The 26160-nt window shown below is 61.5% G+C and carries 22 protein-coding genes and 1 pseudogene; 8 read left to right on the plus strand and 15 right to left on the minus strand.

Annotation, left to right across the window (positions count from 1 at the left end; genetic code table 11):
• Positions 1–307: 307 nt before the first annotated feature.
• Positions 308–2308, plus strand: coding sequence for an RNA polymerase sigma factor RpoD (rpoD, locus tag PQR27_RS30880; protein ID WP_408527359.1), 2001 nt, complete (start codon positions 308–310; stop codon positions 2306–2308).
• A gap of 44 nt (positions 2309–2352) precedes the next feature.
• Here rpoD and PQR27_RS30885 read toward each other — a convergent pair whose 3' ends face one another.
• Both PQR27_RS30885 and PQR27_RS30890 read right to left on the minus strand, forming a co-directional pair.
• Positions 2353–3000, minus strand: a complete 648-nt coding sequence (locus PQR27_RS30885) for a methyltransferase domain-containing protein (protein ID WP_408528358.1) — start codon at positions 2998–3000, stop codon at positions 2353–2355.
• 217 nt (positions 3001–3217) lie between these two features.
• A complete protein-coding gene (locus tag PQR27_RS30890; RefSeq protein WP_408527360.1) occupies positions 3218–4351 on the minus strand; it encodes a GGDEF domain-containing protein in 1134 nt (377 codons plus the stop codon).
• A gap of 354 nt (positions 4352–4705) precedes the next feature.
• Between PQR27_RS30890 and PQR27_RS30895 the strand changes: the two genes are divergently transcribed.
• Positions 4706–5755, plus strand: coding sequence for a VTT domain-containing protein (locus PQR27_RS30895; protein ID WP_408527361.1), 1050 nt, complete (start codon positions 4706–4708; stop codon positions 5753–5755).
• A gap of 196 nt (positions 5756–5951) precedes the next feature.
• On the opposite strand, the gene PQR27_RS30900 is transcribed toward PQR27_RS30895, so the two are convergent.
• The gene (locus PQR27_RS30900) at positions 5952–6821 is read right to left on the minus strand and encodes a CHAD domain-containing protein (protein WP_408527362.1); all 870 of its coding nucleotides are present in this window, start codon (positions 6819–6821) and stop codon (positions 5952–5954) included.
• Between the two features lie 364 nt (positions 6822–7185).
• Here PQR27_RS30900 and PQR27_RS30905 point away from each other — a divergent pair, with 364 nt between their 5' ends.
• On the plus strand, positions 7186–8772 hold the full coding sequence (locus PQR27_RS30905) for an inorganic phosphate transporter (RefSeq protein ID WP_408527364.1): 1587 nt from the start codon (positions 7186–7188) through the stop codon (positions 8770–8772).
• A 94-nt stretch (positions 8773–8866) separates the two neighbouring features.
• Here PQR27_RS30905 and ppk2 read toward each other — a convergent pair whose 3' ends face one another.
• Positions 8867–9793, minus strand: a complete 927-nt coding sequence (ppk2, locus tag PQR27_RS30910) for a polyphosphate kinase 2 (RefSeq protein WP_408527365.1) — start codon at positions 9791–9793, stop codon at positions 8867–8869.
• 189 nt (positions 9794–9982) lie between these two features.
• Positions 9983–10381: a VOC family protein gene (locus tag PQR27_RS30915; protein ID WP_408527366.1), complete on the minus strand. Its 399-nt coding sequence runs from the start codon at positions 10379–10381 to the stop codon at positions 9983–9985.
• Between the two features lie 185 nt (positions 10382–10566).
• Between PQR27_RS30915 and PQR27_RS30920 the strand changes: the two genes are divergently transcribed.
• Complete coding sequence (locus tag PQR27_RS30920) at positions 10567–11610, plus strand: S1C family serine protease (RefSeq protein ID WP_408527367.1); 1044 nt, start codon at positions 10567–10569, stop codon at positions 11608–11610.
• A 128-nt stretch (positions 11611–11738) separates the two neighbouring features.
• On the opposite strand, the pseudogene PQR27_RS30925 reads toward PQR27_RS30920, so the two are convergent.
• From PQR27_RS30925 to PQR27_RS30955, 7 genes and pseudogenes are all read right to left on the minus strand, one after another.
• Positions 11739–12137, minus strand: a pseudogene (locus tag PQR27_RS30925) (gamma-glutamyltransferase); the annotation flags it as partial.
• 8 nt (positions 12138–12145) lie between these two features.
• Positions 12146–12439 (minus strand): gamma-glutamyltransferase, encoded by a 294-nt coding sequence (locus tag PQR27_RS30930; protein ID WP_408527368.1) that lies wholly within the window; start codon positions 12437–12439, stop codon positions 12146–12148.
• 248 nt (positions 12440–12687) lie between these two features.
• Entirely contained in the window at positions 12688–14091 is a 1404-nt protein-coding gene (locus PQR27_RS30935; RefSeq protein ID WP_408528359.1) for an MFS transporter, read from the minus strand.
• A 250-nt stretch (positions 14092–14341) separates the two neighbouring features.
• A complete protein-coding gene (locus tag PQR27_RS30940; protein WP_408527369.1) occupies positions 14342–15106 on the minus strand; it encodes a phosphocholine cytidylyltransferase family protein in 765 nt (254 codons plus the stop codon).
• Positions 15107–15131: 25 nt separating this feature from the next.
• Complete coding sequence (locus PQR27_RS30945) at positions 15132–16151, minus strand: flippase-like domain-containing protein (protein WP_408527370.1); 1020 nt, start codon at positions 16149–16151, stop codon at positions 15132–15134.
• Positions 16148–16969 (minus strand): HalD/BesD family halogenase, encoded by an 822-nt coding sequence (locus tag PQR27_RS30950; protein WP_408527371.1) that lies wholly within the window; start codon positions 16967–16969, stop codon positions 16148–16150. The genes PQR27_RS30945 and PQR27_RS30950 overlap by 4 nt, the downstream gene beginning before the upstream one ends.
• Positions 16966–17664, minus strand: a complete 699-nt coding sequence (locus PQR27_RS30955; RefSeq protein ID WP_408527372.1) for a CDP-alcohol phosphatidyltransferase family protein — start codon at positions 17662–17664, stop codon at positions 16966–16968. Before PQR27_RS30955 ends, PQR27_RS30950 begins: the two co-directional genes overlap by 4 nt.
• Before the next feature lie 236 nt (positions 17665–17900).
• On the opposite strand from PQR27_RS30955, the gene PQR27_RS30960 reads away from it, so the two are divergent.
• Positions 17901–18347 (plus strand): hypothetical protein, encoded by a 447-nt coding sequence (locus tag PQR27_RS30960; RefSeq protein ID WP_408527373.1) that lies wholly within the window; start codon positions 17901–17903, stop codon positions 18345–18347.
• 209 nt (positions 18348–18556) lie between these two features.
• Here the strand turns inward: PQR27_RS30960 and PQR27_RS30965 are convergent, their stop codons facing one another.
• Together PQR27_RS30965 and PQR27_RS30970 are read right to left on the minus strand one after the other, a co-directional pair.
• The gene (locus PQR27_RS30965; RefSeq protein ID WP_408527374.1) at positions 18557–20533 is read right to left on the minus strand and encodes a PhoX family protein; all 1977 of its coding nucleotides are present in this window, start codon (positions 20531–20533) and stop codon (positions 18557–18559) included.
• A gap of 190 nt (positions 20534–20723) precedes the next feature.
• The gene (locus PQR27_RS30970) at positions 20724–21272 is read right to left on the minus strand and encodes a hypothetical protein (RefSeq protein WP_408527376.1); all 549 of its coding nucleotides are present in this window, start codon (positions 21270–21272) and stop codon (positions 20724–20726) included.
• 626 nt (positions 21273–21898) lie between these two features.
• Here PQR27_RS30970 and PQR27_RS30975 point away from each other — a divergent pair.
• The 3 genes from PQR27_RS30975 to PQR27_RS30985 all read left to right on the plus strand — a co-directional run bounded on the left by PQR27_RS30975 (position 21899) and on the right by PQR27_RS30985 (position 24323).
• Positions 21899–23050 (plus strand): porin, encoded by a 1152-nt coding sequence (locus PQR27_RS30975; RefSeq protein ID WP_408527377.1) that lies wholly within the window; start codon positions 21899–21901, stop codon positions 23048–23050.
• A 284-nt stretch (positions 23051–23334) separates the two neighbouring features.
• Complete coding sequence (locus tag PQR27_RS30980) at positions 23335–23676, plus strand: sugar ABC transporter ATPase (RefSeq protein WP_408527378.1); 342 nt, start codon at positions 23335–23337, stop codon at positions 23674–23676.
• A gap of 143 nt (positions 23677–23819) precedes the next feature.
• Entirely contained in the window at positions 23820–24323 is a 504-nt protein-coding gene (locus PQR27_RS30985) for a metal-dependent hydrolase (RefSeq protein ID WP_408527379.1), read from the plus strand.
• 843 nt (positions 24324–25166) lie between these two features.
• Here PQR27_RS30985 and PQR27_RS30990 read toward each other — a convergent pair.
• Entirely contained in the window at positions 25167–25964 is a 798-nt protein-coding gene (locus tag PQR27_RS30990) for a YfaP family protein (RefSeq protein ID WP_408527380.1), read from the minus strand.
• Between the last annotated feature and the right edge of the window lie 196 nt (positions 25965–26160).

The raw sequence follows: 26160 nt of genomic DNA on the forward strand, positions 1-26160 counted from the left end.
GCAGTTGAAATACCGCTATCAGCCCCCACCTGAAGGTACGGCTGACAGGGAAGCAAGAACCCGCGAAAAGAGCGCATGAAGAATTGTGTGTGCTCAAAATGCGCGCAAAGGCACAAGCTCGTATATAATGCGAGCCGCGCGAATTTCGCACTTTTCTATCGGCCCGCTTCGAGCGGGCTCATCTTTTTTGCTCCCCAGAGCAACAGCCAAACAACCGCGTTGAGTCACTCAGGTGATGTTGAGCCATGCTCGAAACGCCTGACGGTCGCGTCCTGCGTCTCATAGCGAAGTCTCTAGAGGAGAATACGTGAACCCTTTTGATCGCGAAGATTCGCAACACGAAACCGCCGGCTTCACCGCCAAGGCCCCCGGTCGCACTGCCAAAGGCAAGGGCGCGGGCAAAGCGATTCCCGTAGCGGCCGAACTGCCGCCGCAACAAGCTGAAGAGCGTCAGCGCCAGATGCGTGCGCTGATCCAGCTGGGCAAGGAGCAAGGCTACCTGACCCACGCTCAGATCAACGACCATCTGCCCGACAACTTCGCGCAAACCGCAGCGATCGACAGCATCGTCAGCGCGTTCAACGACATGGGCGTGCAGGTCTACGAGCAGGCCCCGGATGCGGAAACCCTGCTGCTGAACTCGAACGCACCTGCTGTGGTGTCGGACGATCAGGCAGACGAGGAAACCGAAGTCGCATTGTCGACGGTCGATTCGGAATTTGGCCGCACGACGGACCCCGTGCGTATGTATATGCGCGAGATGGGCGCGACCGAGCTGCTGACGCGCGCGGGCGAAATCGCGATTGCCAAGCGCATCGAAGACGGTCTGCACGAAATGGTGCAGGCGATCGCCGCTTGCCCCCTCGCAATCACCGCGATTCTGGCGAGCGCCCAGCAGGTGGCGGACGGTGATCTGCGCATCGACGAACTGGTCGACGGCCTGAACGAAGACACGGCGGCAGCGGAAGAAGCCAACGCAGGCACTGACGCGGCAGCCGACCTCGACGCCGACGCGACCGACGAGGACGACAGCGATAGCGACGACGAGGACGACGCCGGTCCGGCCGACTCCTCAGCCGCTGACGAAGCGCGCCTGAAGCAACTGACGAGCGATTGCCTCGAAATCTTCGCGCAGGTCGGCATTCTGTCCGACCAGCTGAACGCCTCGCACACGCGCGGCGACGTCACGTCGAAAGCCTATCAGCGCGCCCGCGAAGAGATTCAGCAACATCTCGCGAAAATTCGCTTCACGGCTCGCACGATCGATCGTCTTTGCGGCGACGTGCAAAGCCAGGTCGCACAGGTCCGCGAAATCGAGCGCCGCATCCTGCAAATCGTCGTGACGAAGAGCGGCATGCCACGCGAGCAGTTCATCGAATCGTTCAAGGGCCACGAAGCCGACCTCGGCTGGACGGAGCGCGCAGCGCGCGGGGCGTCGTCGTTCGGTGCAGCGCTCGAGCGCCATCTGCCGGCGATTCAGTCGGAACAGCAAAAACTGATCGACATCGAAGCGACCGTTTCGCTGCCGCTCAAGCATCTGAAAGAGATCAATCGTCAGATGGTCGCGGCCGAGTCGAAGATGCGCAAGGCCAAGAGCGAGATGATCGAGGCAAATCTGCGTCTCGTGATCTCGATCGCGAAGAAGTACGTGAACCGCGGCATGCTGTTCCTCGATCTGATTCAGGAGGGCAACATCGGTTTGATGAAGGCCGTGGACAAGTTCGAATACCGCCGCGGCTGGAAGTTTTCCACGTACGCCACGTGGTGGGTTCGCCAGGCGGTGACGCGTTCGCTCGCCGACCAGGCTCGCACGATCCGCGTGCCGGTGCACATGATCGAAACGATCAACAAGCTCAACCGCATTTCGCGCGAAATCCTGCAGCAGACCGGTCAGGAAGCGCATCCGTCGGTGCTGGCAGAACGCATGGAACTGTCGGAAGAGAAAGTGCGCGGCATTCTGAAGATTGCCAAGCAGCCGGTGTCGATGGAAACGCCGGTGGGCGACGACGGCGACGCCACGCTCGGCGACATGATCGAAGATTCGGCAGCCTCCTCGCCGGCCGACGCAGCCATGCAGGCCGACTTGCGCGCCGCGATCGACGACGCGCTCGACTCGCTGTCGCCGCGCGAAGCGAAGGTGCTGCGCATGCGCTACGGTATCAACACGAAGTCCGACCATACGCTCGAGGAAGTCGGCAAGCAGTTCGACGTCACGCGTGAGCGGATTCGTCAGATCGAGAGCAAGGCCATGCGCAAGCTGATGCATCCGAGCCGCGCCGATCGTCTGAAGTCGTTCCTCGACCGTTAAGCTAGCGGTTGCGCTTGTCGTGCAGTTTGCACGGCAAGCGCGCTTCAATCACGAGCCGCGCCGATCGACTGGTCCGCGCCAGGCTTTTCAAAAGCAAGGCGTGTCCAGTTCACGCCGCTGCGGCGGTTACCCTCCTGAATGGATGGCGTGCCGAGATTCAACACAGGCCGCAACTCATACAGCGCTGCAAGATCTATCGTCTCCTGCGCAGACACCTCAAACATACGGCGCCCCGGCGGCACCGGCCCATGTCGTAACGACATGATCAGCACACCCCCTTCGCACATTAACGAAGCCACCCTCGGCATCGATCGCGCACGCTGGTGAGCATCAAGATGCATCCACACGGCGGTGAGCATGACCACGTCGTACGTTCCCTTCCTTGCACACAGAACCGTCAGATCCGGAAGACTATCGTCGAGCCATTCGATTCTTGACGACGTGTGCATGGCCATTGCCGGAACGCGCAGTGCATCGGTTGGTTCGACCGCGACGACGGTGTGGCCCGATTCAGCCAGCGCGGCCGCATCGCCACCTGCACCAGAACCGATGTCGAGAATGCGAGCGGGACCGCGCGGGATCAGGTGCAGGATCGACCGGTGCAACTCGGCGAACGGAATCTCCCGCCAATTCCGCAAGAGCGCCGCTGCTTCGTCCGCGTAGCCTTCCGTCCCGCTGATCTGAGCCGACATCAATCAAGGCCCTCCCTGTTCGACTGACGCTGTCTCGCCGCGCGATTCAGTACCTCACTACTCTACGCGACTCGTTCGTCAGACCGCGGTGCGCTCAAACGAACAGCGAAATGGTCACCTCGGTCGGCCGGGCAATGGGCATCGCGGTCGCGCATCGACGCGGCGAGTCACGATCGGCCGGATCGGACCCCATGCACCTCAGGCTGGCGAATGAGGCTCAGCCGGTCGCAAGCGCTTCATCGGTGAGTTCGACGCGATTGCGGCCGCTCGCTTTTGCGCGATACAGCGCGCGGTCGGCGACGCTATTCAGGCGCGCGAGGCTGGCGTCCGCGGCATCGAGACAGGCGATGCCGATGCTGCACGTATAAGCAGGCAGATCGCGGTCCGCGCGCTGTTGCACCAATTGGCGAATCGCGCTGGCTCGCGCGTAGGCTTCGTTTGCGCTGGCGTCCGCGAGCAGGATAGCGAACTCTTCGCCACCGATACGTGCCAGATGATCGTGGGGCTCCAGGATTGCAGCCACGCGCTCGGCGAAGTCGACGAGCACACGATCGCCGGTGTCATGGCCGAAGCGATCGTTAATTGCCTTGAAATGATCCAGATCGACGATCAGCATGGTGACGGTCCGGCCAAGGCGTTGCGCGCGGCCCTGCGCCTTGGCGTGCAGGATTGCGAACGCGCGACGATTCAGCAGACCGGTAAGCGGATCGATCGCCGACTGCCTTTCGAGTTGCGCGTGTAGCCGGTTGGTCGCGACCATGACGAAGCCGACTGTCACCGTCAGCGTCATGAAGTTGCTGATTGCCAGATACGATATCTGGAATGGATTGTGGGCGAACAAATCGGCGGCGGTGTCGCCCGGCGCGATGCTGGAGGCGCAACGGACAGCGGTCGAAACCGCCTGGACGAGAAACATGAACCCGAGAAATGCCGAGTTGTAGTTGCGTCCGCCACAGAAGAACAGGAGCCGCGCCTGCGCGGCGTACAACACGGTGAGCAGCGCCGTCACACAGGCCATGCGACCAAAAAAGTCGGGATGTCCCCACAGCATCCAGGAGAAGCAGACGCTGCCGAATGCGACCGCACCGATGGCGAGGCGCCATGACGGTTTTCGTCCGAAGAATATTTCTGTGCCGATCAGCCATAGGGCGGCGCCGATCAGCATCGTGGAATTGGCGAGGACGATGGATGCCCAATCGGGGATGGCGCCGCGCAACGCCAGGAGGACTGCGGTGATTGAAATGACCAGAGCACCGGCCGCCCAGTAAGCCAGCCCCCGGATGTTGGCGGGGAAGCTACGGTTTAGCGAGAACAACACCATCGACATCAATCCGGGCATGACGGATGACATCAGGATGACTGTACGGAGGTCAATTGTGATCATCGAATACAGAAGTGGCTTGTTTGCTGCGCGGTGCTAGCGTTTGGATTGGTTGTCCTTCAATGTGTTTACGGCCTGATTGTGGGAAGCTGAATGTGGTTTTGGGGTTTGTGCCTTTCAGGCGGATGTTTTTGCTATGGGGTTGCGGTGCTTGCGATGTTTGCCGCCAAAGGCAAAACAGATCAACCAAAACCCCACACCAACAATCAAGTATCCTCCCCAACATACCCTCCAACCCCAGCAGGAACAAACCTTGCGCGCCAACCAAAGCGCAAAAACCCCGGCGCCCAGCCGGCAAAACCATAGCTATCAGGAGTCCCGCAATTGGTAGAATTTCCGTCTTCGGCGGTTTCAACCTGGGGCGGCTCAGTCGTATTCGTCAACGTCCTGTTGACGCGCCTCGGCGTACCGATCCCCGCGGTGCCGGTGCTCCTCTTCGCGGGCTCGGCGATCGCCGCCGGCACGCTATCTTTCTGGCCGGTCCTCTTCGCCGCCGTGCTCGGCGCGCTCATCGGCGACGGCGCGTGGTTCACCGCGGGCCGCGTCTACGGCCGCAAGCTGATCAGCGCTCTCGGCCGGCTCTCGCCCGCCATCGATTCCAAAGTCGCCAAAGCACGCTCGCTGTTCGAGCGCTTCGGCGTGCCACTCGTGTCAATCTCGAAGTTCGTTCCCGGGCTCGCACTCATCACCCCGCCGCTGATGGGCACGACGGCCGTCGATACCCGCATCTACGCCATCTGGGATCTCGTCGGCGTGCTGGCGTGGGCCACCTTCTGGCTGCTTGGCGGCGCCGCGGCAGAACGGGAGTTGCACATGCTGCTGGCATTCGTCCGCGCGCGCGGCGGCACCGTGATCGATATCCTGCTCGCAGCGGCCTTGGTGTACCTGGCGTTTCGCCTGTACCAGCGGCGTCGCGACCGCCGCCGGTTCGCGCTCGCGCCCCCCTCCACCACCTCGGAAGTCGCGCCCGGCCGTGGATGGCGCCATATCGCGCCGCCCTTGGTACTCGATGCCAGGCCCGCAGCAACGACGCATGAAGCGCCGCGCCGCATCCCCGGCGCGCGGACGCTCGATCCGCACTCGCCAGAACAGGTCGATTGCGCCCTGCTCGCGTACGATATGGTGATTTATTGCATTTGCCCGGACAGCTCGATCGCCGTCGACATCACGCAAAGAATGCGCCGCAAGGGCTACACCCGGATCCGCGCGCTGAGAGGCGGTCTGGATGCCTGGCAACGACGCGGCTTTCCCGTGGAGCCTCTATCGCCAACAGACGAACTGCGCCCCCGTAAGCGGGCGTCGGAACTCTACGGCGACATGCGCGGCGCAGTCACGCTACGCGGTCTCGCCCCGCGGCGCAGCGAGAGTATCTGACTGCACATGCCGCACACGCCAAAAGTCGGCCTAAGCGGCTTTTTTGAGCACCGCCGCACTCACCGCCTCCAATCCTGCGCCACCGAGACGAACTGACGAGATCGCAACCCGCCGCTTTGGCGGCAAAGCATAAAGCTGCCGATCGGCAGTCATGCATATCCGTTTTCCCGGACATGCGCGGCGCCAACCAGTCGCGTCACAGCTTGCGCAGCAGTCCCGCGGCCGAGCGCATCCTGCGCTTGCGTTCTTTCTTCAGCCAATGGAGCGCTGCATCGGTATCGCCGGATCCGGCCAGCAGCGCCGCGTTGTCGCGCAGCAACATTTCGCTCGCGACAATATCGTTCAGGGCGCCAAAACGTTTCTGAATCTGTTTCAGCCGCTTGAGGATACGTTTATGACTGCCGCGCAGAATCGGCTCGAAAAATTCGAGCAGGTAGCGCAGTTTCTTTCCGGCCTTTCTGACGTCATGAAACGACGCGTAGTTGGCGCGTTTCGCGTGAGACGCGCGTTTCATCCGTTTTCTTAGCGACCGTTCTGACACCGCCACGCGTTTGTCGACGAATTTGGCCAGCGGCACGCGCTCATGTGCGGTGTTCAGTTCTTTGGTGGCGCTCGTCAGCGCATCGCGCAACAGATGTTTGACGTCCGCGTTCGATAGCGTTTCGCGGCTCGTCGCCAGCGCGTCACCACGAACCTCTTCGAGCTTGGGCCTAATCGCGCGTGCGCCGCTATCATCCTGCGCGATCAGTTCGATCAGAATGTCCCAATCGCGGGTCTTGCCCGCCGCCGTCGCCAGATATTTGTAGAGCGCCCGTTGGCGGGTATTCTCGCCTTTGTCGAGCAAGGGTTCGAACGCCCACCATAACGAACGTAGACGCCGTAAGGACACGCGCAGTTGGTGCAAGGCTTCGGGCGACGCATCGTCGCGCACCGCAGCGGCATATTCGATCGCATGATCGACAAGAGGCGCCGCGTATGAAGCGAAGGCCGCCTCCGCCGAGGGCTCGTCGCCGGTCGCCTTGCCGTGCTCAGCGCGTGTGTCGCTCTTGCGGCTCTCCCGTTTCATCGACCCTCCTCCAAAGCCCTTTGTAAGCAGCGTAACAAATAAAGGTCCAACGTGTATCGCGCTCGCTCACAGCACTGGACGGCAAACCGTCGCGAGGAATGCGGTTCACGTTTCTTTCCGCTTCGTAAGAAAAGGACCCGTTGCAGGACCAGCTGCGTGGCCCGCGTAAAGTCATAGCATTTTTCGGACAGCTGATCGTAAGGATCCGCCGCGATCAAAGTAGCGGACCGCGGTAGCGCGCGAAAAATGGTCGCCCCTAGGTCCGCAAACCCTCGTCCTGCATAGACGTCACGTTACTGTCATCAATACGACATGCAGCCCCAGCAGGATCGGTGGTTCCGCGACAAACTTTGGGGCTCACGTCATGCCGGAACTTTCGTACCCGCAGCCAGGCGCTGCAAGTGGAAAGGGGCGCAGTATTGGCCTCATTGTTTTTCTGGTCGTGATCGCCATCGGCGCCATCTATTGCGCCACTCATCTGGTTGACGATTTACAACCGGTTCGCGAAGGCTCGGCTCTGCCCTATCTGCTGCTAGGTGTCGCGCTATTGATCGCGCTCGGCTTCGAGTTCGTCAACGGCTTTCACGACACCGCCAACGCCGTCGCCACGGTGATCTACACCCATTCTCTGGCGCCGAACATCGCGGTAGTGTGGTCCGGCACCTGGAATTTCCTTGGCGTGCTGACGTCGAGCGGCGCGGTAGCGTTCGGCGTCCTGCAATTGCTGCCCGTCGAACTGATCTTGCAGGTAGGCAGTAGCGCCGGCTTTGCGATGGTTTTTGCGCTGCTGATTGCCGCGATCATCTGGAATCTCGGTACCTGGTATTTCGGTTTGCCCTCGTCGAGCTCGCATACGCTGATTGGCTCGATCATCGGGGTTGGCCTCATGAATCAGCTGATGCATGGGTCCAACGGCACGAGCGGCGTCGACTGGAACCAGGCGCTCGGTGTCGGCAAGTCGTTGCTGTTTTCGCCGCTGGTCGGCTTTCTGGCGGCAGGTTTGCTGCTGCTGATCCTGAAGGCCGTGGTGCGCGTTCCGGCGCTGTATGCCGAACCCAAGGGCAAGGAACCGCCGCCGTTCTGGATCCGCAGCCTGCTGATTCTCACCTGCACCGGCGTTTCGTTCGCGCACGGTTCGAACGACGGTCAGAAAGGCATGGGCCTCATCATGCTGATCCTGATCGGCACGGTGCCGACGGCCTACGCGCTGAACAAGGCGGTCACGCCGGCGGAAACGCAGACCTTCGTCGCCGTCGCGCAACAGGCTTCGGCGACGCTCGCCAAGTACACGCAAGGCACCGCGCCTTCCGCTAACCCGCGCGCCGATGTCGAAGCCTATGTCCGCACGCGCCAGTTGACACCCGCCACGCTGCCCGCCCTGCAGCAACTGACCGACCAGATCGGTCATCAGGTCGGTGCGTCGGGATCGATGGCAGGCGTACCGCAAGGCATCATCGATAACGTGCGCAACAACATGTATGTCGCCTCCGAAGCGATTCGCCTGATGGACAAGGCCAAGCAACCCGCCTTCTCCGCGGAGGACGCCAAGATCATCGACAATTTCAAGGCGCAAACCGATCACGCCACCAAGTTCATTCCCACCTGGGTCAAGGTCGCCGTGGCCATCGCCCTGGGCCTCGGCACGATGGTGGGCTGGAAGCGCATTGTGGTGACGGTGGGCGAAAAGATCGGCAAGCAGCATCTGACTTACGGCCAGGGCGCATCCGCCGAACTGGTGGCGATGCTGACGATCGGCGCGGCCGACATGTACGGCCTGCCGGTATCCACGACACACGTGCTGTCGTCGGGTGTGGCGGGCACCATGGCGGCGAACGGCTCCGGTCTGCAGTGGAACACCGTACGCAGTCTGGTGATGGCGTGGGTGCTGACGCTGCCGATATCGATCGCGCTGGCCGGGGGCTTGTACTGGCTGTTCCGTATGGTGTTCTGAACGCAACAGGAGCCGATCAGCCGATCGCGCCCCCGATTGATGCAAAAAAGCGCGGCCATGCCGCGCTTTTTTTATTTCACCGTTCAGAAGCTGCTCAATAAATTTCCGGCACGATCATCGATTCGGGCACCGGCTGGCGACTGTATTCATTGTTGTAGACCCGCGCCGGCAACTCGACGCTCGAGTGTTCGATCTCGTGATACGGCAGCTGGCTCAGCAGATGATGAATGCAGTTCAGACGCGCACGTTTCTTGTCGACCGCCTGCACGACCCACCACGGCGCCTCGGGAATATGCGAGCGCTGCAGCATGACTTCCTTGGCCTGCGTATAGGCTTCCCAGCGGCGCCGGCTTTCCAGATCCATCGGACTCAGTTTCCACTGCTTCAGCGGATCGTGGATGCGGTTCTGAAAGCGGATTTCCTGCTCTTCGTCGGTAATCGAAAACCAGTACTTGAGAATCTGCACGCCGCTTCGCGCCAGCATCTTTTCGAATTCCGGCACCGAGCGGAAAAACTCTTCGTACTCTTCGTCGCTGCAAAAATTCATCACACGCTCGACGCCCGCGCGGTTATACCAGCTGCGATCGAACAGCACCATTTCGCCGCCGGCCGGCAGATGCGACACGTAACGCTGGAAGTACCACTGCGTGCGTTCGCGGTTATTCGGCGCCGGCAGTGCCGCCACGCGACACACGCGCGGATTGAGCCGCTGCGTGATGCGTTTGATCGCCCCGCCCTTGCCGGCCGCATCGCGCCCTTCGAAAATCACCACGAGGCGATGGCCGGTCTGCACGATCCAGTCCTGCAGCTTGACGAGCTCGCCTTGCAGACGGAACAGCTCGCGAAAGTACATCTTGCGCGCCTCGCGATGCTCGGGCGTAAAGCCTTCCGCACCGTCGATGATGCGGTCGTCGACCTCCATTTCGAGTTCCTCGTCGTATGCATCGATGAGGTCTTCCTCGAAACGGCGTTGCCGCTCTGCCAGCAATTCGACTTCAGGTCTCAGATCCAGCTCTTTCATTGCGGTTCTCCTGGCAACGGAAATGGGTAAGCACGCGGCGCAAGCTCGACGCGAACGGGTTCGATTATCGAAGCGCGAGGTGTCAGCCATGTTACCGGCGCGGCAACCGCACGTGGACGTCACCGGCGCATACGCATGGCCGTGCCTTTTCGATACCCATAATAGCGAGTTTTGCGTGCCGCTCCGGCGCTAACGCAGTGGCCGGGCAAAGCTGATTTCGTGGCCGTCCGGATCGGTGATGTGGAAATAGCGCTCGCCCCACGGCGCGTCAGAAGGCTCGAGCGAAGGCTTCAGACCCGCGGCCAGCGCCTTCCGGTAAAGCGCATCCACATCCGATACATAGATGATCACGCGCCCCCACCAGTTGACCGGCGCGCGCGTGTCGACAATCAGATTCAGGTACGAACCACCGAACGCAAACGAGGTAAACGCCTCCTGCGGACCGCCAAATTTGATGGGAAAACCGAGCGCCTGGTAAAACAGCACCGCGCGTGGCATATCGCGGGTGGCGAGCGTGATGGCACTAATCGATTCGATACGCGGTTCCGTCTGCGGACTCGATGAGGCTGGCGAGGCGGGCGAATTCATGGTGGCAGTCTCCCTGGCATGACAGGCGGCTCATGCGCGGCCGCACGGGTGCGGGCCCGGCCATCGGCTCGGCCCCGCTCAGGAAAGTGTCTCACAGGCCGCGCCGTCGCACGCATCCCCGCGCATGCTCTTGAAAACTCTCGCGGCGCCCCGCATCTCGAATTCCGTTTATCCGGAGCATCGCCATGGGAAGCCGTCCACGCTTCATCGATGACCTGTCGCGCGCCGCGTCCGACGCCCCCGGGCCACACACCCTCACGCCATTAGCCGACGACGTCCTGCTCGACGCCTATTCCCGCACCGTGATCGGCGCGCTGGAGCGCGTCCAGCAGGCGGTCGCCTTCATTTCCGTCGAACGCCGGCTACCCGGCGAAGCAGGCCGCGACGGCCGACCCCCACGCGGCGGCACCGGCTCCGGCTTTCTGTTCACGCCCGACGGCTACCTGCTCACCAATAGCCACGTCGTGCACGGCGCCACGCACATACGCGTGACGCTCGCCGACGGCGCGAAATTCGACGCCGATCTGGTCGGCGACGATCCCGGCAGCGATCTGGCCGTGCTGCGCATCGGCTCGCCCGAGCCGTTGCCGCACGTCGAACTCGGCGAGTCGTCGCGGCTCAGGGTCGGGCAGATCGCGATCGCGGTGGGCAATCCGCTCGGCCTCGCGCAAACCGTGACGACCGGGGTAGTGTCGGCACTCGGCCGCTCGCTGCGTTCGAATTCGGGTCGCATGATCTACGACGTGATCCAGACCGACGCCGCGCTCAATCCGGGCAATTCGGGTGGTCCATTGATCAATTCGGCGGGTCAGGTGATTGGCGTGAATACCGCGATCATTCCCGGCGCGCAGGCGATCTGCTTCGCCACCGCGATCGACACCGCCAAATGGGTCATCATGCAGATCTTCGCGCATGGCCGCGTGCGGCGCGCGTACATTGGCGTGGCCGGGACCACAAGGCCGCTGTCGCGCCGCGTGCAGCGCTATTTCGGCTTGAGCGCCGAAAGCGGCGTGCACGTTATGGAAATCGTCAAAGGCAGCCCGGCCGCGCTTGCCGGCCTGCGCACCGACGATACGATTGTCGCGATCGACACGCTGCCGGTACAGGATGTGGATAGTCTGCAGCGCACGCTCGATGCGTCGCGTATCGAGAAACCGGTCAATGTCACCGTGGTGCGCGGCGCACAACGGCTGGAACTGACGTTGACCCCGGTCGAGCAGACCACTTGATCTGACACGTTTGTCACGCTCGCCGTCCGCATGAAAAAAGCCTCGCGCCCGATCGATCGGGCGCGAGGCTTTTGGGACCGACAGGCGGCGCTTCTGCCACGAGGCGCCGACCAGCCACCTCCAACCGCTTACTGGATCACCCGCGTCACACCCCGGCCACGCGGATCGGCCGCGGCTTCCGGCGTATCGCCGTTGACCTTGATCGCCTGGATGTCGCCGCTGAAATCCTGCCCCTTCAGCGCGTAACCCTTCGCTTCGATCTGCTTGGCGAGTTCGCCGTCGATCGGCTTGTACGGCTCCCAGAAGATCGTATTCGGCGTCAACAACTGGTGATGGAAGCGCATTGCGCCGACCGCTTCCGGCAACGGCATATTGAAGTCGTAAATGTTGTTGATGACCTGGAAGATCGACGTGAAGATACGCGAGCCGCCCGGCGTGCCGATCACGAGCGATACCTTGCCGTCTTTGGTCAGAATCGTCGGGCTCATCGACGACAACGGGCGCTTCTTCGGTTCGATCGAATTCGCGTAGAGCGTCATGAAACCGCCCCGCCGATGTTGCCTGCTTCCGGATACGTCACGGCCAGCGTGAAGGCAATCGCAACAGCCGCGTCAACGGCATTGCCGCCTTCCTTGAAGATCTGTTCGGCGGCGTCGGCGCTGTATTTGTCCGCGACGGCAATAGCCGAAGCAGTGAGTACTGCCGGCTGCGTTTTCGCGGGTGCTTTGGCGAGTGCCGGGGCGGTTTCGAGGAAGCCTGCTGAGACAGAAACGAGTGTGACCAGGGCGAGTCCACTGGCAGCCGATCTTGCGTTGTGTAACAACTTCATTGCGTATCCCCCATCACTACAATTCATCTGACGAGAAGAGTTGCCTTCGCCTTGTAGCAAGCGAACCGGTTCTTTGCGAAGTTCAATATTCCGCAGGACGGATGCCGCGGCACGCATGCACGACGGCACAAAACATCATGCCGACGCGGCATCGAACGGTTAAAGGCCGCCCTTGTAAGTGACGAATTCGGTAGCAGCAGACATGCCTGCAGCGCGCGCGGGGGATGCGCGCGCCGCCCGTCACAGGCTCAGGCGGGACCCCGGCTGCCGCGCGCGATTTCGTCGCCCGCGCCGCTCGGCAAGCGCGCGGTGATCGGAATCGACAGGAACGAGAACAGGCCGACCACGATAAACGCGGGCCAGAAGTCGGAGAAGACGATGGCCGAATGACCCTGCACGTTATGCGAGATCTGCAGCACGATGCCCGCGATCGTCACGCCGAGACCCAGCGAAATCTGCTGGATCACACTCGCGACACTCGTCGCGCGGCCGACGTCGCGGCTTGGAATATCCGCGTAGGCCAGCGTGTTCAACGAGGTGAACTGCAACGAGGGGAAGAAGCCGCCAAACAGCACGACACACCAGATCAGCCAATGCGGCGTGCCGGGAAAGAACAGACCGTAGACCGCAATGGCGACACCCGCACAGCCTGCATTGAACATCAACACCTTGCGGAAACCGAAACGGCCGAGAATGCGCGAGGCCGCCGCCTTCATGAAGATCGAGCCAAATGCGGACGCGCAGGTAATCGAGCCTGACTTGAAGGCGGTCATGCCCAGGCCTTCCTGCAACGCGAGCGGCAACAGAAACGGTACCGCTCCGAGGCCGATGCGAAATAGCGAACCGCCGATCACACTCGCATGAAAACTCGGAATCCGCAGCAGTCGCAGATCGAGCACAGGCAACTCGACACGGCTCGCGTAGAGTACGTAAATCACCAACAGCACGACGCCGATCACGCACATGCTGACCGACACCGTGTTCGACACCAGTTCGCCGCCCACCAATGAAAGCCCCAGCATGAATAGCGACGCCCCGCTCGCGGACAAAGCGAAACCGGTCCAGTCGAGCCGCCCTGGATGCGCTTCGCGCACGTTCGCGATGTGCTTGTTTGCAAGCCAGATACCGAGCAGGCCGATCGGAATGTTGATGAAGAAAATCAGACGCCAGTGCAGATACGTCGTAATGAAACCGCCGAGCGGCGGTCCGAGCACCGGGCCGAGCAGGGCCGGCACCGTCAGATAGTTGACCGCGCGGATGAAGTCCGACTTCGGCACCGAACGGAAAATGATGATGCGCCCCACCGGCACCATCATCGCGCCGCCGATGCCTTGCACGAAGCGCGCAACCACGAAGGTGTCGAGCGACGTGGAGGCCGCGCACATCAGCGAGCCGGCCATGAAGATGCCAATTGCCGTGCGAAACACGGTGCGCGAGCCGAAGCGGTCGGCAACCCAGCCGCAGATTGGAATGAAGACGCCGAGGCCGATGACATAGGCCGTCACGGCGAGCTTGAGGGTAATGGGATCCTGACCGAGATCGCGCGCCAGAACCGGCAGCGACGTCACGATGACCGTGCCGTCTATGTTTTCCATGAACATCGCACACGCGACGATCAGCGGAACAATGAAAGTGCCTAAAGCGAGAGGCATTGGCATGACGACGGACTGCAAAGCCGTCGGCGCAAAGCTTGGATTATCGCATCGCATTCACAACAGATGTTGTTGAGCGACGGCATTTCGTCGCCGCACGCATGACACGCGACGGCTCGCCGCCGATCGTTGCGGACGCAACGAAGCGAAACGGGTTACGAAAAACAGCAGGGAGAAAGTAAGCGAGGCGATGGCGGGGCAGCCTTCAGCCGCCTCACCACCGCCTCGCTCGATAATGCAGATAGAAACTTTAACGCGACGCGCTGACCAGCGGTTGCAGTTGCGGCAGGATCTCGGTGCTTGCACGCGTCACGTCGTTCGGGAAGTCGATTTCGATCCACGGCGCGCCGGTCACGTCAGCCGTATCGAACACCTGGCTGCGCTCCAGCAGGAGGTCGCGTACCGCCTCTTCGTGCGGCAGGTTGGCCCGGCCGCTGTCGACATAGCCGGCCACGATCTGCGCAAAGCGTTGCGCGGTTTCCTGGCGGAAGCGGAAGAATCCCACCGATTCGCCGATGGTGTCGTACTCGAGATTGACGGCGAGCTGCTTGCGCAATTCGACCGGCACGCCTTCTTTCAGGCACAGCTTGACGGGTTCGTCGCCGGCTTCGAAATCACGGTCGATCAACAGGCGGTTGACCGTTTCGCCCGCCACCAGCGCGCTCAGGATGCGCTCGTCGTAGAGCACGTCGGCGTCCATCAGCAGCACGTCGCCGCCGCGCGTGAGCGCCTCGGCCACCGTATGCACCGTCAACACGCTGCCCAGGTCGTAACGCGTGTTCAGCACCGTTTCCACTTTATGCGGCCAGTTGATGCGCGCCAGTTCAGCCTGGACCGATTCCGGCTGAAAGCCGAGCGCCAGCACGACGTCCGTCACGCCGGCGGTTTCGAGCATTTGCAGATGCCGTTCGAGCAGGCTCATGCCGTCGAATTGCAACAGACACTTCGGGAACTGTGCTTCCGGCGGTTGCTGGAGACGCAGGCCGAGGCCCGCTGCGAGGATGATGGCACGCATGCGCGGTCCTTTGAAAAAATACGGATTAATCGACAACCGGCACGCCCGTCGTGGCGCGGCGCCGTTGCCAGCTTCGTTCGCTGAAGTGCAAAACCAGCAGACCCGGCAAGCCTAGCAGGATTTCACGGGCGCGCTTGGCGAGCGACAATGCCAGCGCCGCATCCGGCGGCAAACCGACAAGCGGCGCAAGCAGCAGATAACCGCCTTCCTGCACGCCGAGCGAGCCCGGAATCATAAACGCTGCGCCGCGGATGGCCTGCCCGAGGCTTTCGAGCAGAAGCGCATCGACCCAGTCGACCGGATGACCCAGAAAGCGCAGCGCGAGCCACACCTCGACCGTACCGACCACCCAGCCCACCAGACTCAATGCGAAGCTCGCCGCCACCCGGCCGCGTTCACGGTACATCGCCTGCACGGCCGCATCGACGGCTTCGGCGCGCGTCATGAGCGTGGACCAGTCACGCTTGCCGAACATCTTCGACACCACGCCCAGCAGACGGCCGAACAGGCCACGCCGTTGAGCGTAGTAGAAACCGACGATCATCGCACCCAGCACGCCGGTGGCGATCAGCGTTGCGGTTTGCAGGTCGTGCAGCGCGCCGTGTGCGGCATACGCGCCGAACAGCAGCAACCCAAGCAGCGCGAAAACGATTTGCGCGAGCGCCTGGGCGGTCGTGCTGACGGTGATCGCCGCGGCCGCATCGCGCATGCGCATGCCGCGCTGCGACAGTTGCCGGACCATCACCACCGGACCGCCAATCTGTCCCGCCGGCAACAGACTATTCACCGATTCGCCGATCCAGCGCGCGAACAGCGCTTCGCGCAACGTCAGTTCATGATGCACGCCATCGCGGCGGCGTTGGAACAGCACCGAGATCGCGCCCGCGTCGAGCGCAAGCGGCACGAGGTGGAACGCCGCAACGAGCGCGAGCCCCCAACCGGCCGCGAGCAGCGTCGAGGCAACCGAGCCGAAACCCTGCCACGCAAGCAGGCCGACAAAAAGCGCCGTCCCGATCGACAGCAGAATGAAGGCCGCGCGTGTCATGCGTGGTCCTTGCCGCGCGCTGTCATCTGACGGAAAACCTGGCGAAAACCGAAGTACGCGATCGCGTCCTTCATGTTCGAGATGAGACGGCGCCACGGACGCATGTTCGGGTCCGTAACGTATTCAAAAGTGAGCGACACGCGCATTTCGTTCGCACCGGCCGGCGTGATCCGATGACGCAGCTTGTCGCCGTCGAAAAACACCAGACCGCCGGGCACAATCTGCACCGAGCCCGGCTGGTCCGGCACGTCCGGGTTGCGCGTATGCAATTCGTAATCGAGCCGGCACGACGATTCGTCTATCACGCCGAGCAGCAGCGTGTAACGGCGGCCGTCATAGTACGAAGTATCGTAGTGCCAGCCGATGTGGTCCCCGGCACGCGTGTAGTAATACAGCGCGTAAGCATGCGGATCGTCCGCGGGCGACACCTGCAGCTTGTCGCCGCTCAGCTGCTCGAGCCAGCCGATCAGCTCTTTCGAGCGATACAGCTCGGCGATGAACGGCGCGAGACGGTCGATCGTATGGCGGCTCACGCTGCCGCCCTGTTTGTGGCCCGGCAGATAGTTGCGGTTCACTTCGTCGAGCAGCCCCCGCGCGCTCTGCACGAGCTGCGCGGTAACTTCCGGCGCGAGGAAGTCTTCCAGATACAGGAACGCGCCCTGAGCGGCAAAATCTTTGCGCAGACGCGGCGTGTCGAACGTGTGCGTACGGCTCGCCACGGCGCGGTCGGCATCGGGTGCGGGCGTGACCGACGGCGAGCCCGGCGAGCGTTCTACGGCAATTGTCGAGATCACGTCGTCTTCGGCGTGCGCACTCATTCGCTGGCCCACATTTGACTGGTTTCAGAAGCGCTGGCGGCGACGGCCGGGGGAGCGACGCGGCGCGAGACGCGCCAGTAATCGATCACCACCCAGGCGGCAAAGAGCGGCGCGCCGATCGATGCTGCCACGACAAATGGCGTCACAACGCTCGTGAGTGTGACGATGGGGAGCAGGTACAACACGTCTTCGGTTTCGAAACCACCGACCGATGCCTGTCTAGTACCCGCCTTGCCCGCCATTTCCTCGATGCGCATGCGCAGGAAAAAAATCAGCGCGACCGCAATGCCGGCCGCGGCGCCGAGCCAGCCAGACGCGACTTTGAATTCGCCGACATGCGTCGTGCCCACTCCGATGCCCATGCCGACGAACAACATGATTGTCACGAGGGCGTCGCAAGCGAGGTCGTAAAAATGACCGATCCGGCTCGACTTGCCACCGATACGCGCGAGTTCGCCGTCCGTGTGATCGACGAAGTTCGACAGCACGATCAGGAATGCGCCTGCATTGGCCCATTCAAATCCGCCGTGAGCGAGGCACAGAGCGCCTGCCAGCCCGATCAGCAGGCGCAGCGTGGTCAGGTGATTCGGGGTGACCCACGTGTTCACGAGCGGAGTCACGAGGCGGCGGGCGAGCCGCGCGTCCCATGTCCTGGGCGGCGGAACGTTGGTTGGAGTGTGCGGTTGCGAATTCATAACCCGGAAATATATACGGGATCGTAAAAGATTGCTTTCTTCGCGCACGTTTCTTTACGGTCCAATCGTTACCTGCGTGTGTGAGGGGTACAGCAAGATTTGCCGAATCGAGATAAAGTGCGGACCCAATTGTGCCTTTTCGCCGAACTCCCCGACGCGCCGCGTCTTTCGGGGCACGACCCCAAGCCATCGCCCGTTGCGAACACACCACATCGGACCCGTCGCCGTTCACGTTTATGAAACGCTCTTTTCCATCTGCATTTTCATCTGTACTCCTTGCGCTGTACGTCTTGACGCTGCCGCTTGCTACTCACGCCGCCGCGCTCGACGCACCGCTGACGTGCAATGAAAGCGGCCATCAATTTATCGCCGACCTTGCGCAACAACAGATGATCGACCCCAAGCCGACGCGCGTGGAGAGCAATTCGATCAATGCGTTTTCGCCCGTGAAGGGCGCCGAACTGACCGCATTCGGTTTTCGCGTGTTCGCAGTGGTGGGATATGAGAAGGACGACCCGATGTTTCGCGTCGGCGACGGCGAACCGCTCGCCAGTTCGGCTTACGGCGTGGTGGTGTTCGGCGGCGAATCCAAAGTGCAGAACGCGCTCGCAGGCTCGGGCAGTACGGCCATCGTGCACCGGGTGGCGCCGCTCGTGACGGCGATTTTCTGCAAGCGGAGTTGACGGCGGGAATTACAAGTGTAGAGGCGCTGGAAAGCAGTTGCGAGAAAAGCCGATACCGAATGCTCGGCACTTCGATATGACCTCGCCGCAAAATCGAAATCCGCTTCAGACGCCGGTCGCAGGGGGAAACCGCACATTGTCGCGAGGATCCCCCCTGCTGGCGCCTCGGCCAGATGGCCTATGCGGCGCCTTTCGCGCAGCCGCTCCCCTTACAGCTTGAGCGCCGCAGGGTCCGCCGTCAGATAACCCACCGACGCCCCGAACCGGTCCTTGTAGTTCGCGCGAACCAGCGGCTCGAGCACGTCCTTCAGCGCCTGCGTATGCTGGCTGCCCCAATCGCCCGCGTGCTGGAAATTGCTCATGATGTAGGTCCAGCCATTGAGTTCGTCGACCGCATGCAGACCGGTCGATTCGGCGCCCGCCGGTGTCGACAGCAGGCGTGTGAGCTGCTTCGTGTCGACGTTATAGGCCCACAGGAAATTGTTCACGTGGTAGCCGCTGTCCTCGCCGATAAAGAGCGTACGCAGCTTCTCCGAGAACTTCAGGTTGTCGGGGTTCGCAACCCGATCCGGATCGGCCTTGTTGCCGAGCGCATCGGCGGCGATGTCCCTGCCGACCAGCAGCGCGCTGGTGTGCACCGGCACCCACTCGCTGTTGATCGCGACGCCTTCGTTATCCTTCTGGCCGCCCGCGAGCTTGTGCTGAAGCACGCCGCCGGCGTTGATCGCGGCATCGACGGAAATGTTGCTTTCCGCATTCCAGCCCTTCGCGGTGTTGCCCTTCACCATCGAGTCGACGATGTTCTGCAGCGCGGAGTAGGCGATCTTGTCCTTGATGTTGAGCGTCGTGCCTTCCATCTTCGTGAAGCCCATGCTGCCGCCCGCGAGGTAAGCGTAGCGGTGGGTTTCGAGGAACGCCGCGGCCTTTTCCTTGCCCGGCATGATCCTGACCCACTGCGCAACGCCGCCTGCGAAGACCTTCTTATAGTTAGCGTCGGCAGGATCCGTCCATTTGACGTCGATCACATCCTGCGGCCGATTCGATTTCGCCATTGCCTCGACTTCCGCGCTCGTCGCGTGACCGAGCTTGATCCACTTCAGGTCCGCGCCCGCCGCGGCCGGGTCGACCGAGAAGCCGGCGCCGACTTTCGCCACGTATAACGTGCCCGCCGACAAATCCTTCTCGTTGTCCGCCACGAACATGAAGAGGCCGCTGTTGGTCGCGTCGTCGCCCATCAGCACCGTGCGGTTGTCCGGCATGACCTGCACCAGTTCGTGCGAAATGCGCCCGAGGCAGTAGTGCTTCCTGACCGTGCCGGTGCCATCCGCCTTGACCGTGATTTCCGGCAGATGACCATAGAGGTACGGGTTGAAGGGTGTATTCGCGTTGCCGTGCAGGTTGTCGTTGAACGCCTTGTACTGCGCGAGATTGCTGGCGCTGGTCGTGAACGGGTCCGGCTCGTATTCCTCGCTGGACAGATGCGTGTTCCACGGCGACAGGCTCGCGCCGCACGTAATCCACAGCCCATTCGCGGGCGATGTATCGACGTTGTGATACTTGACGAGCGTCAGCTTGCCCGTGGCCGGATCCTGATCCAGTGTCAGCACCGCGATCGGCGACGGGAGACGGCCATACATGCCGTCGCCGGACTGTGCCGACGTCGTGTATTCGAACTGGACCACGGCGAACACCGTGTTGCCCTTCACGCCGGCCACCTTCGCTCCGTCGATCTTCAGCAGCGACGTGCCGTCCGGCGAGTCCGAGAAGAACTGACGCCGTTTGGCCGGCACCGAGTCGTCGTAGATCGGCTGGTTGTTGATGTCGAAGTAGCCGCCGGCCAGCACCGTGCCGCCCTTGCCGTCCGGCACCAGGTCACCGGTCATGAAGAACGGCTGGTACGCGAGCTTAAAGGCCTTTTTCGAGCCATCGGAGTAAGAGACCGTCAGGCTCGAGCCGACCGTGGTGGTCGCCATCAACGCCGGATTGGCGAGCGACGGCGCCGCCATGCTGGTGAAAGAAGCCGAGCTGAAATTCGCGACCGGCGTGGGCGATGCAGCGGCCAGATCGTCGCTGCCGCCGCATGCGGTCAGCATCGACGCAGTTGCGAGGCCGCCTAGCGGCAGCATCGGCGCACCGACGATGAGTTTCAGGGCCTTGCGGCGGGAAAGGTCGAGCGGCTCTGCCATGTTGTTGTGATCCAGGGTTTGGGTACGGTAGGTGAATGCACAGCCGGCACGCACTCAGCCCCAAAACCGCATGGTTCACGCTCGCGCCGCTATGACGCGAGGATTCTATGAAGTGGATGTGAAAGTATATTGACAGTAATTGGTAATGTTAATTTCGGCCGTTCGTTAGCTTGGCTGCACTGCCAATTGATCAGCCCGGCCGGCGAAACTCGTTTTCGACCCAAGCGGCGGCGCTCGCCTTGCTGAGTTTGAAATTCGGCGCGACCTGCACTTGCGCAAGCTGTTCGCCGAACAGGTCGAGCGCGGTCAGCAGCGCGTACGGCTCGTCTTCATCCGGCACGATGTCGAGGGTGATGTCGAGTTCATCATCGCCGTCCGCGCTGGCCACCCGGACCTCTTTATGCAACTGCGCGCGCAGTTGCTGCTCATGGCGGCGCAGCACTTCAGAGGCAGTCTTCACCAGCGTGTTGAACGCCGACGTGTCGAGCGGTTTCGGGTCTTTCTTGTTACGGCCCATTGTCCACGGGCCGACGAGCGCCGGTTCGGCCTCGCCGTCCTTGATCATTTCGACGGCCCAGCCTTCGTCGTCTTGGTTCTTGATGACGCGTGCGGTCCAGCCGTCGTCGCGCCACAGACGCGCTTCGTGCTGGGTTTCGGGCTGAGTTTCGCCCATTTCGGACGAGCCTTCCGTCGTGGAGTCTGCAGCGGGGTCGGACGATGGAAGGGGTGTATCGGTCATTACAGGTTCACTCACGTTCGCGGGGGCGGAAATCACATCTCGAACATGTGATTCTACCCGCCCCGCCCGCGCCGGACGCGGCCCTGGCCGATCGGACAAGTCCCGTCAGGCTGTCGTTAACTGAAATAATCTATTTCCCTATTCGTTGGAACTTATAAATCCAATATAAAAATGACGAAAAAAAACGCGGCCCGAAAGCCGCGTATAAACAAATGAAAAAGACGCCCTTGGTCGAGGGCGGAGCCGATTGTAGAACCGTAATGCCCGGAGAAAGACCCCATAAACTGCAAGAGTGCCTTGCAGAAAATCCAACAGAACGTCCTACCGAAACCATTTGCGCAAATCCTTGCTGGACAAAGGCAAGCGCGGCCGTCGCGAGCGAGCAACACCACAAACATTGACAGCTCATTACCGAATCTCCAGCTCGACCTGTTTTCCCTTTATTTATCCATACTTACGCGACTTCAATCTTCTATTACGAATTTTCAAATGTATTGTTGTGCCATATGCGCTTAAAGATACGAATAGCAGGAATACACTTCGCGGCGAATCGTCCGGCAGCCGGCGGTATCGGCGGCGAGCACTGGAATGCGATTCTCTACGCACTGTCTCGGAGTTATCCAAACATGAAAAAAACCCTCATCATCGCGGGCATCATGGGCGCGTTCGCCGTTACCGCTCACGCGCAAAGCAGCGTCACCCTGTATGGCACGCTGGACGCCGGCCTCGTCTACTCGAACAACCAGGGCGGCCACAGCAACTGGCAACAAGGCAGCGGTTCGGTGTCGAACACCTACTTCGGCCTGCGCGGCAGTGAAGACCTCGGCGGCGGTCTGCACGCGATCTTCACGTTGGAAAACGGCTTCAACCTGAACAACGGCCAGTTTTCCGAAAGCAACACGATGTTCAATCGTCAGGCTTTCGTCGGTCTGAAGAGCGATCAATACGGTGCCCTGACGCTCGGCCGTCAATACGACTCCGTGGTCGACTACCTCGCCCCGCTGTCCGAAGCGGGTGGGGGTTACGGCAACAACCTGGCCGCTCACCCGTTCGACAATGACAATCTCGACAACTCGTTCTCGATCAAGAACGCCGTGAAGTACACGAGCGCGAACTACGCCGGCTTCAAATTCGGCGGACTGTACGGCTTCAGCAACTCGGCCGGGCAGTTCTCGAACAACCGTGCATGGAGCGTTGGCGCTTCGTATGACAACGGTCCGTTGAGTGTCGCGGCGGCTTACCTGCAACTGAACAATTCGGGCAGCTCCAATCTGGGCGGTGCCGTGTCGCAAGGCGACGGGACTGCTGCTGTCGCGGCCAACCTGCAGCGCACGTTCGGCGCGGGCATCAACTACACGTACGGCCCGGCAACGGCCGGCTTCGTGTACACGCATACGCAACTGGACGGCATCACCGGCGTCGATGTGGGCGGCGCGACGCTGCCCGGCGTCGCCGGCACGAACCTGCATCTGGACAACTATGAGTTGAACGGCAAGTATGCGTTGACGCCGGCGCTGAGCCTCGCGGCTTCGTACACGTTCACCGACGGCAAGATGTCGGGCTCGAACGGTTCGGGCGATCCGAAGTGGCACACGGTGTCGCTGCAAGGCGACTACGCGCTGAGCAAGCGTACCGATGTGTACCTGGAAGGCGTGTACCAGCACGCATCGGGGGAGCTCGGCAACTTCGGCGCGAACGTAGCGGCGATCAACACGCTGGCGCCGTCGTCGACCGGCAACCAGGTTGCCGCGGCGGTTGGCCTGCGCCATCGCTTCTAGGCTTTTTCAGCTGATGTGAGCAGACCGGGCGTACCGTTCCGGTCCGCAGCCGAACCCGCGCGTGACACGATCACGCGCGGGTTTTTCATGGCGCTTACGCTTTAACGTAGTGGTCGCAGCCACGTATGCGCGCGGTATACTGAGTCCAGCTGTCTTCCTTGCCGGCACGTCGTTGCGGCTGAACGGCGGCTTCGTCGCGAAGCACGACGTGACCACGTTCGATCGTTGCGCTTCGCCCGCGCCCCAAGTTCCCGTGTACGACCGGGGACGCCGACGATCGGACCATGAAAAGACTTCTTCTGCTTGCTCCCGCTGTCCTCCTCGCTGCCTGCGGTTCATCCGGCGGCCCGGCACGCGATGCTTCCCTGCCGTTGATGTATTTTTCGTCGCAGCGCGCCCCTGCTTATATTGCCGATTGCCTCGAGGGTCGGTTATCGCGTGTGCGCATGTCGAATGTGGGCAGCGCGACGGAACTTGCGGTCGGCTCGGATTCGAACAACTCGTATTTCGTCACATTGACGCCGTATAACGCGGGCTCGGTCATCAAGGTGATGCGCCCGGCGAATGCACCGGAGGATCCACCGGAACCGGAAATGCGCTTTGACATTGCACGTTGCGCGACCTGAGTTTTTTGTCGCGCGGGTGAGTTGTTGACAGGCATGCCGATAGGCGATTTTTTTAAGTCGCCTGTCGGCTATTTTTTTATCTGTTCATCTGCGAACATAGCCGCCCTTTGTCTTTTATGCGGCGCGCAGTGCCGCGAGCTTCGATGGCATCCAACAAAGCACATCACGCGACGGGTTTTGCGGCCGGCGTCATCGCGGCGGCTATCGTCGCACGCATTGGCAGCGGCGGGTCATTTCACCTTGGCGTGCTATTGAGTTTCATCACGGGGGTTGCCGGTAGCACGGCGCCTGATTGGCTCGAGGTGGCGTGGTGGTCACGCAAGCGCCGGTTGTGGATTACGCATCGCACGTTGACGCATTGGGGACTGGGGTGGCTCGCGTTGCTGGTGTTCTCGTATCACTGGCTTGGGCATTCGGTCTATGCTGCGCCGGCGTTTGGGTTTGCCTGTGGTGGGGTGATGCATTTGCTTGCTGATTGGCCGAATCCGCTCGGCGTGCCGTGGATTGCTGGACGGCATTCGTTGAATCTGTGGAATAGCGGGCACTGCGATCTCATCGTGGTTGGGGCGGCTTGGGTCGCCGCGTGGTTTGTTTGGATGCACGGTGTGCATGGGGGTTTGGTTTTGCAGTTTTTGAAAATGGGATAAGGGTTGGTGCTTTTTTTGCCTTTGGCGGCGGCATTTCGTTGTGCCTGCGGCGGTTACCTTTCCTTGTTTTGGTTGCCTACGGTGTTGGCCTTTCCTTGTCTTCTTATTGGTTTATTAGTGTTCCCCCTGTGCGGGGGGCACCTACTTTTCTTTGCCGCCGTAAAGAAAAGTAGGCAAAAGAAAGCGGCTCAAACCGCCAACTCTTAAGTGGGTCCCCTGGCTTGGAAGGGCTAGTGGTCCGATCAACGGATCACGCCTCGGTCCATTAGTGTCTGTGACACAGCCGTCATCCGCTCCCACTCCGCACTGTGTGCGTCGCGGATGGGTCTGCCAGGGAAACCGGGCGCTTCGTTTGTGCGCGGTGGGAGCCATCGGCTTCGCCTCGGCGAGGCGCCGAAACACACCGGTGGTTTGATGAAGTACCGCCTCGGCGCGCGCAGCGCCGCCGGAAGCATGACGGCCTGGTCACTCAGGCCAGAAGGTGCGCAGGCTCAATCTCTACGGGGCCACGATCCCCTCCAAGCCAGGGGACCCGCTTAAAAGCTAGCGGTGTGAGCCGCTTTCTTTTGCCTACTTTTCTTTGCGGCCGGCAAAGAAAAGTAGGTGCCTGCCCCGCACAGGGGCGACGCTAATAGACCAATAAGAAAACAAGGAAAGGCCAACGCCGCAGGCACAAGGACATGCCGCCGCCAAAGGCAAAAAAAGCACCACACCCCGTGGACTTGTCCACAGAAAAAGTTCACAAGCCTGTGGATATCCTGCGCAAGACTCGTGCAAGTCATTGACCAGGTTGAAATTCCACCCCCTGCCGGCAGCAAGTCAAAAGCTCATCGCCCATGCCGCTCAAGGCATAACAAAAGACTTCACGAGTGTCAGCTCGCCAGCCTTCCTCATTGGAACCCGAATCGTCTCGCTCTTCTCATTCGGCGTGTTCTCGTTGGTAATAATCGTGATCTGCGCGACAGTCATATCGCTACCACCACTCCCACTGCCGTAGTAGTTCACATAAACCAGATACGTGCCCTTCAACGGCGCAGCCGACGAATAAATCTCCGGCCCGTACCCCGTCGTCACGTCAACATCCAGCGCGCCGCCGTTCGCCGCAACACGGTCCCCATACCAGGTATGCACGCCATCGGGCGACACAACGTGTAAGTCCAGATCAGTGCCATCTGTATCCCATGCCAGCACCACCCGCAGTTTCGGCTCTGTCTTGCCGCTGTAGGCATCATAAAACTGCACGCGCTTGCGGCTGCCATCCTGCACGCGCAATTCGACACTGTTGCTGCCGGACGGAAACGCATATGGCCGCGAGAACTTGCCGTCCTCCTCCACGCGCTGCGGCAACGGCGTGCCATCCACCACCAGCGTGCCAACCGAAGTGCCCTTCTTCTTCGGCGCATTGCGAATCTGTCCTTCGATCAACGCAAATTTCGACTGGCCTTCCGGCGTCGAAACCGACACCGCCGGGTAATGCACGTCCTGCGTATAACGCTCGCTGTCACCGCCGGTATTGCGCCAGCCGTTCAATGGCGCGGCGAAGTCGATATCGCTGGCGTACGCCCCCGGCGTGGCCTGCAAACCAGCGGCGACAAGCATCACCCAGCCAGCCTTCATCCAACGCGTCGTCTTGACCTTCATCGTCACTGCTCCCATCCCGCTTTCAAAGTCGCTCGCTCTTCACAAGCATCAGGTCGCCAATCTTGCGCAACGCGCACGATCATCGGTTCTTCACGCCGCTCGTTCGGCGTCGTCTCGTCGGCCACTCGCAGCAACGTCGCGCTCGTGCACGGCGGCGCCTTGCATGCCCATCGCCGTGCGTGTCATCACGCGCAAC

Origin of the sequence: Paraburkholderia fungorum (assembly GCF_046027215.1) — a bacterium.
Lineage (GTDB): Bacteria > Pseudomonadota > Gammaproteobacteria > Burkholderiales > Burkholderiaceae > Paraburkholderia > Paraburkholderia fungorum_D.

Bases quoted from the DNA above. Each gene is read 5' to 3' on its own strand.
- PQR27_RS30885 (WP_408528358.1), bottom strand. From the start codon at position 3,000: ATGTCGGCTCAGATCAGCGGGACGGAAGGCTACGCGGACGAAGCAGCG.
- PQR27_RS30890 (WP_408527360.1), bottom strand. From the start codon at position 4,351: ATGTCATCCGTCATGCCCGGATTGATGTCGATGGTGTTGTTCTCGCTA.
- PQR27_RS30900 (WP_408527362.1), bottom strand. From the start codon at position 6,821: ATGAAACGGGAGAGCCGCAAGAGCGACACACGCGCTGAGCACGGCAAG.
- PQR27_RS30905 (WP_408527364.1), top strand. From the start codon at position 7,186: ATGCCGGAACTTTCGTACCCGCAGCCAGGCGCTGCAAGTGGAAAGGGG.
- ppk2 (WP_408527365.1), bottom strand. From the start codon at position 9,793: ATGAAAGAGCTGGATCTGAGACCTGAAGTCGAATTGCTGGCAGAGCGG.
- PQR27_RS30915 (WP_408527366.1), bottom strand. From the start codon at position 10,381: ATGAATTCGCCCGCCTCGCCAGCCTCATCGAGTCCGCAGACGGAACCG.
- PQR27_RS30920 (WP_408527367.1), top strand. From the start codon at position 10,567: ATGGGAAGCCGTCCACGCTTCATCGATGACCTGTCGCGCGCCGCGTCC.
- PQR27_RS30930 (WP_408527368.1), bottom strand. From the start codon at position 12,439: ATGAAGTTGTTACACAACGCAAGATCGGCTGCCAGTGGACTCGCCCTG.
- PQR27_RS30935 (WP_408528359.1), bottom strand. From the start codon at position 14,091: ATGCCTCTCGCTTTAGGCACTTTCATTGTTCCGCTGATCGTCGCGTGT.
- PQR27_RS30940 (WP_408527369.1), bottom strand. From the start codon at position 15,106: ATGCGTGCCATCATCCTCGCAGCGGGCCTCGGCCTGCGTCTCCAGCAA.
- PQR27_RS30945 (WP_408527370.1), bottom strand. From the start codon at position 16,151: ATGACACGCGCGGCCTTCATTCTGCTGTCGATCGGGACGGCGCTTTTT.
- PQR27_RS30950 (WP_408527371.1), bottom strand. From the start codon at position 16,969: ATGAGTGCGCACGCCGAAGACGACGTGATCTCGACAATTGCCGTAGAA.
- PQR27_RS30955 (WP_408527372.1), bottom strand. From the start codon at position 17,664: ATGAATTCGCAACCGCACACTCCAACCAACGTTCCGCCGCCCAGGACA.
- PQR27_RS30960 (WP_408527373.1), top strand. From the start codon at position 17,901: ATGAAACGCTCTTTTCCATCTGCATTTTCATCTGTACTCCTTGCGCTG.
- PQR27_RS30965 (WP_408527374.1), bottom strand. From the start codon at position 20,533: ATGGCAGAGCCGCTCGACCTTTCCCGCCGCAAGGCCCTGAAACTCATC.
- PQR27_RS30970 (WP_408527376.1), bottom strand. From the start codon at position 21,272: ATGACCGATACACCCCTTCCATCGTCCGACCCCGCTGCAGACTCCACG.
- PQR27_RS30975 (WP_408527377.1), top strand. From the start codon at position 21,899: ATGAAAAAAACCCTCATCATCGCGGGCATCATGGGCGCGTTCGCCGTT.
- PQR27_RS30980 (WP_408527378.1), top strand. From the start codon at position 23,335: ATGAAAAGACTTCTTCTGCTTGCTCCCGCTGTCCTCCTCGCTGCCTGC.
- PQR27_RS30985 (WP_408527379.1), top strand. From the start codon at position 23,820: ATGGCATCCAACAAAGCACATCACGCGACGGGTTTTGCGGCCGGCGTC.
- PQR27_RS30990 (WP_408527380.1), bottom strand. From the start codon at position 25,964: ATGAAGGTCAAGACGACGCGTTGGATGAAGGCTGGCTGGGTGATGCTT.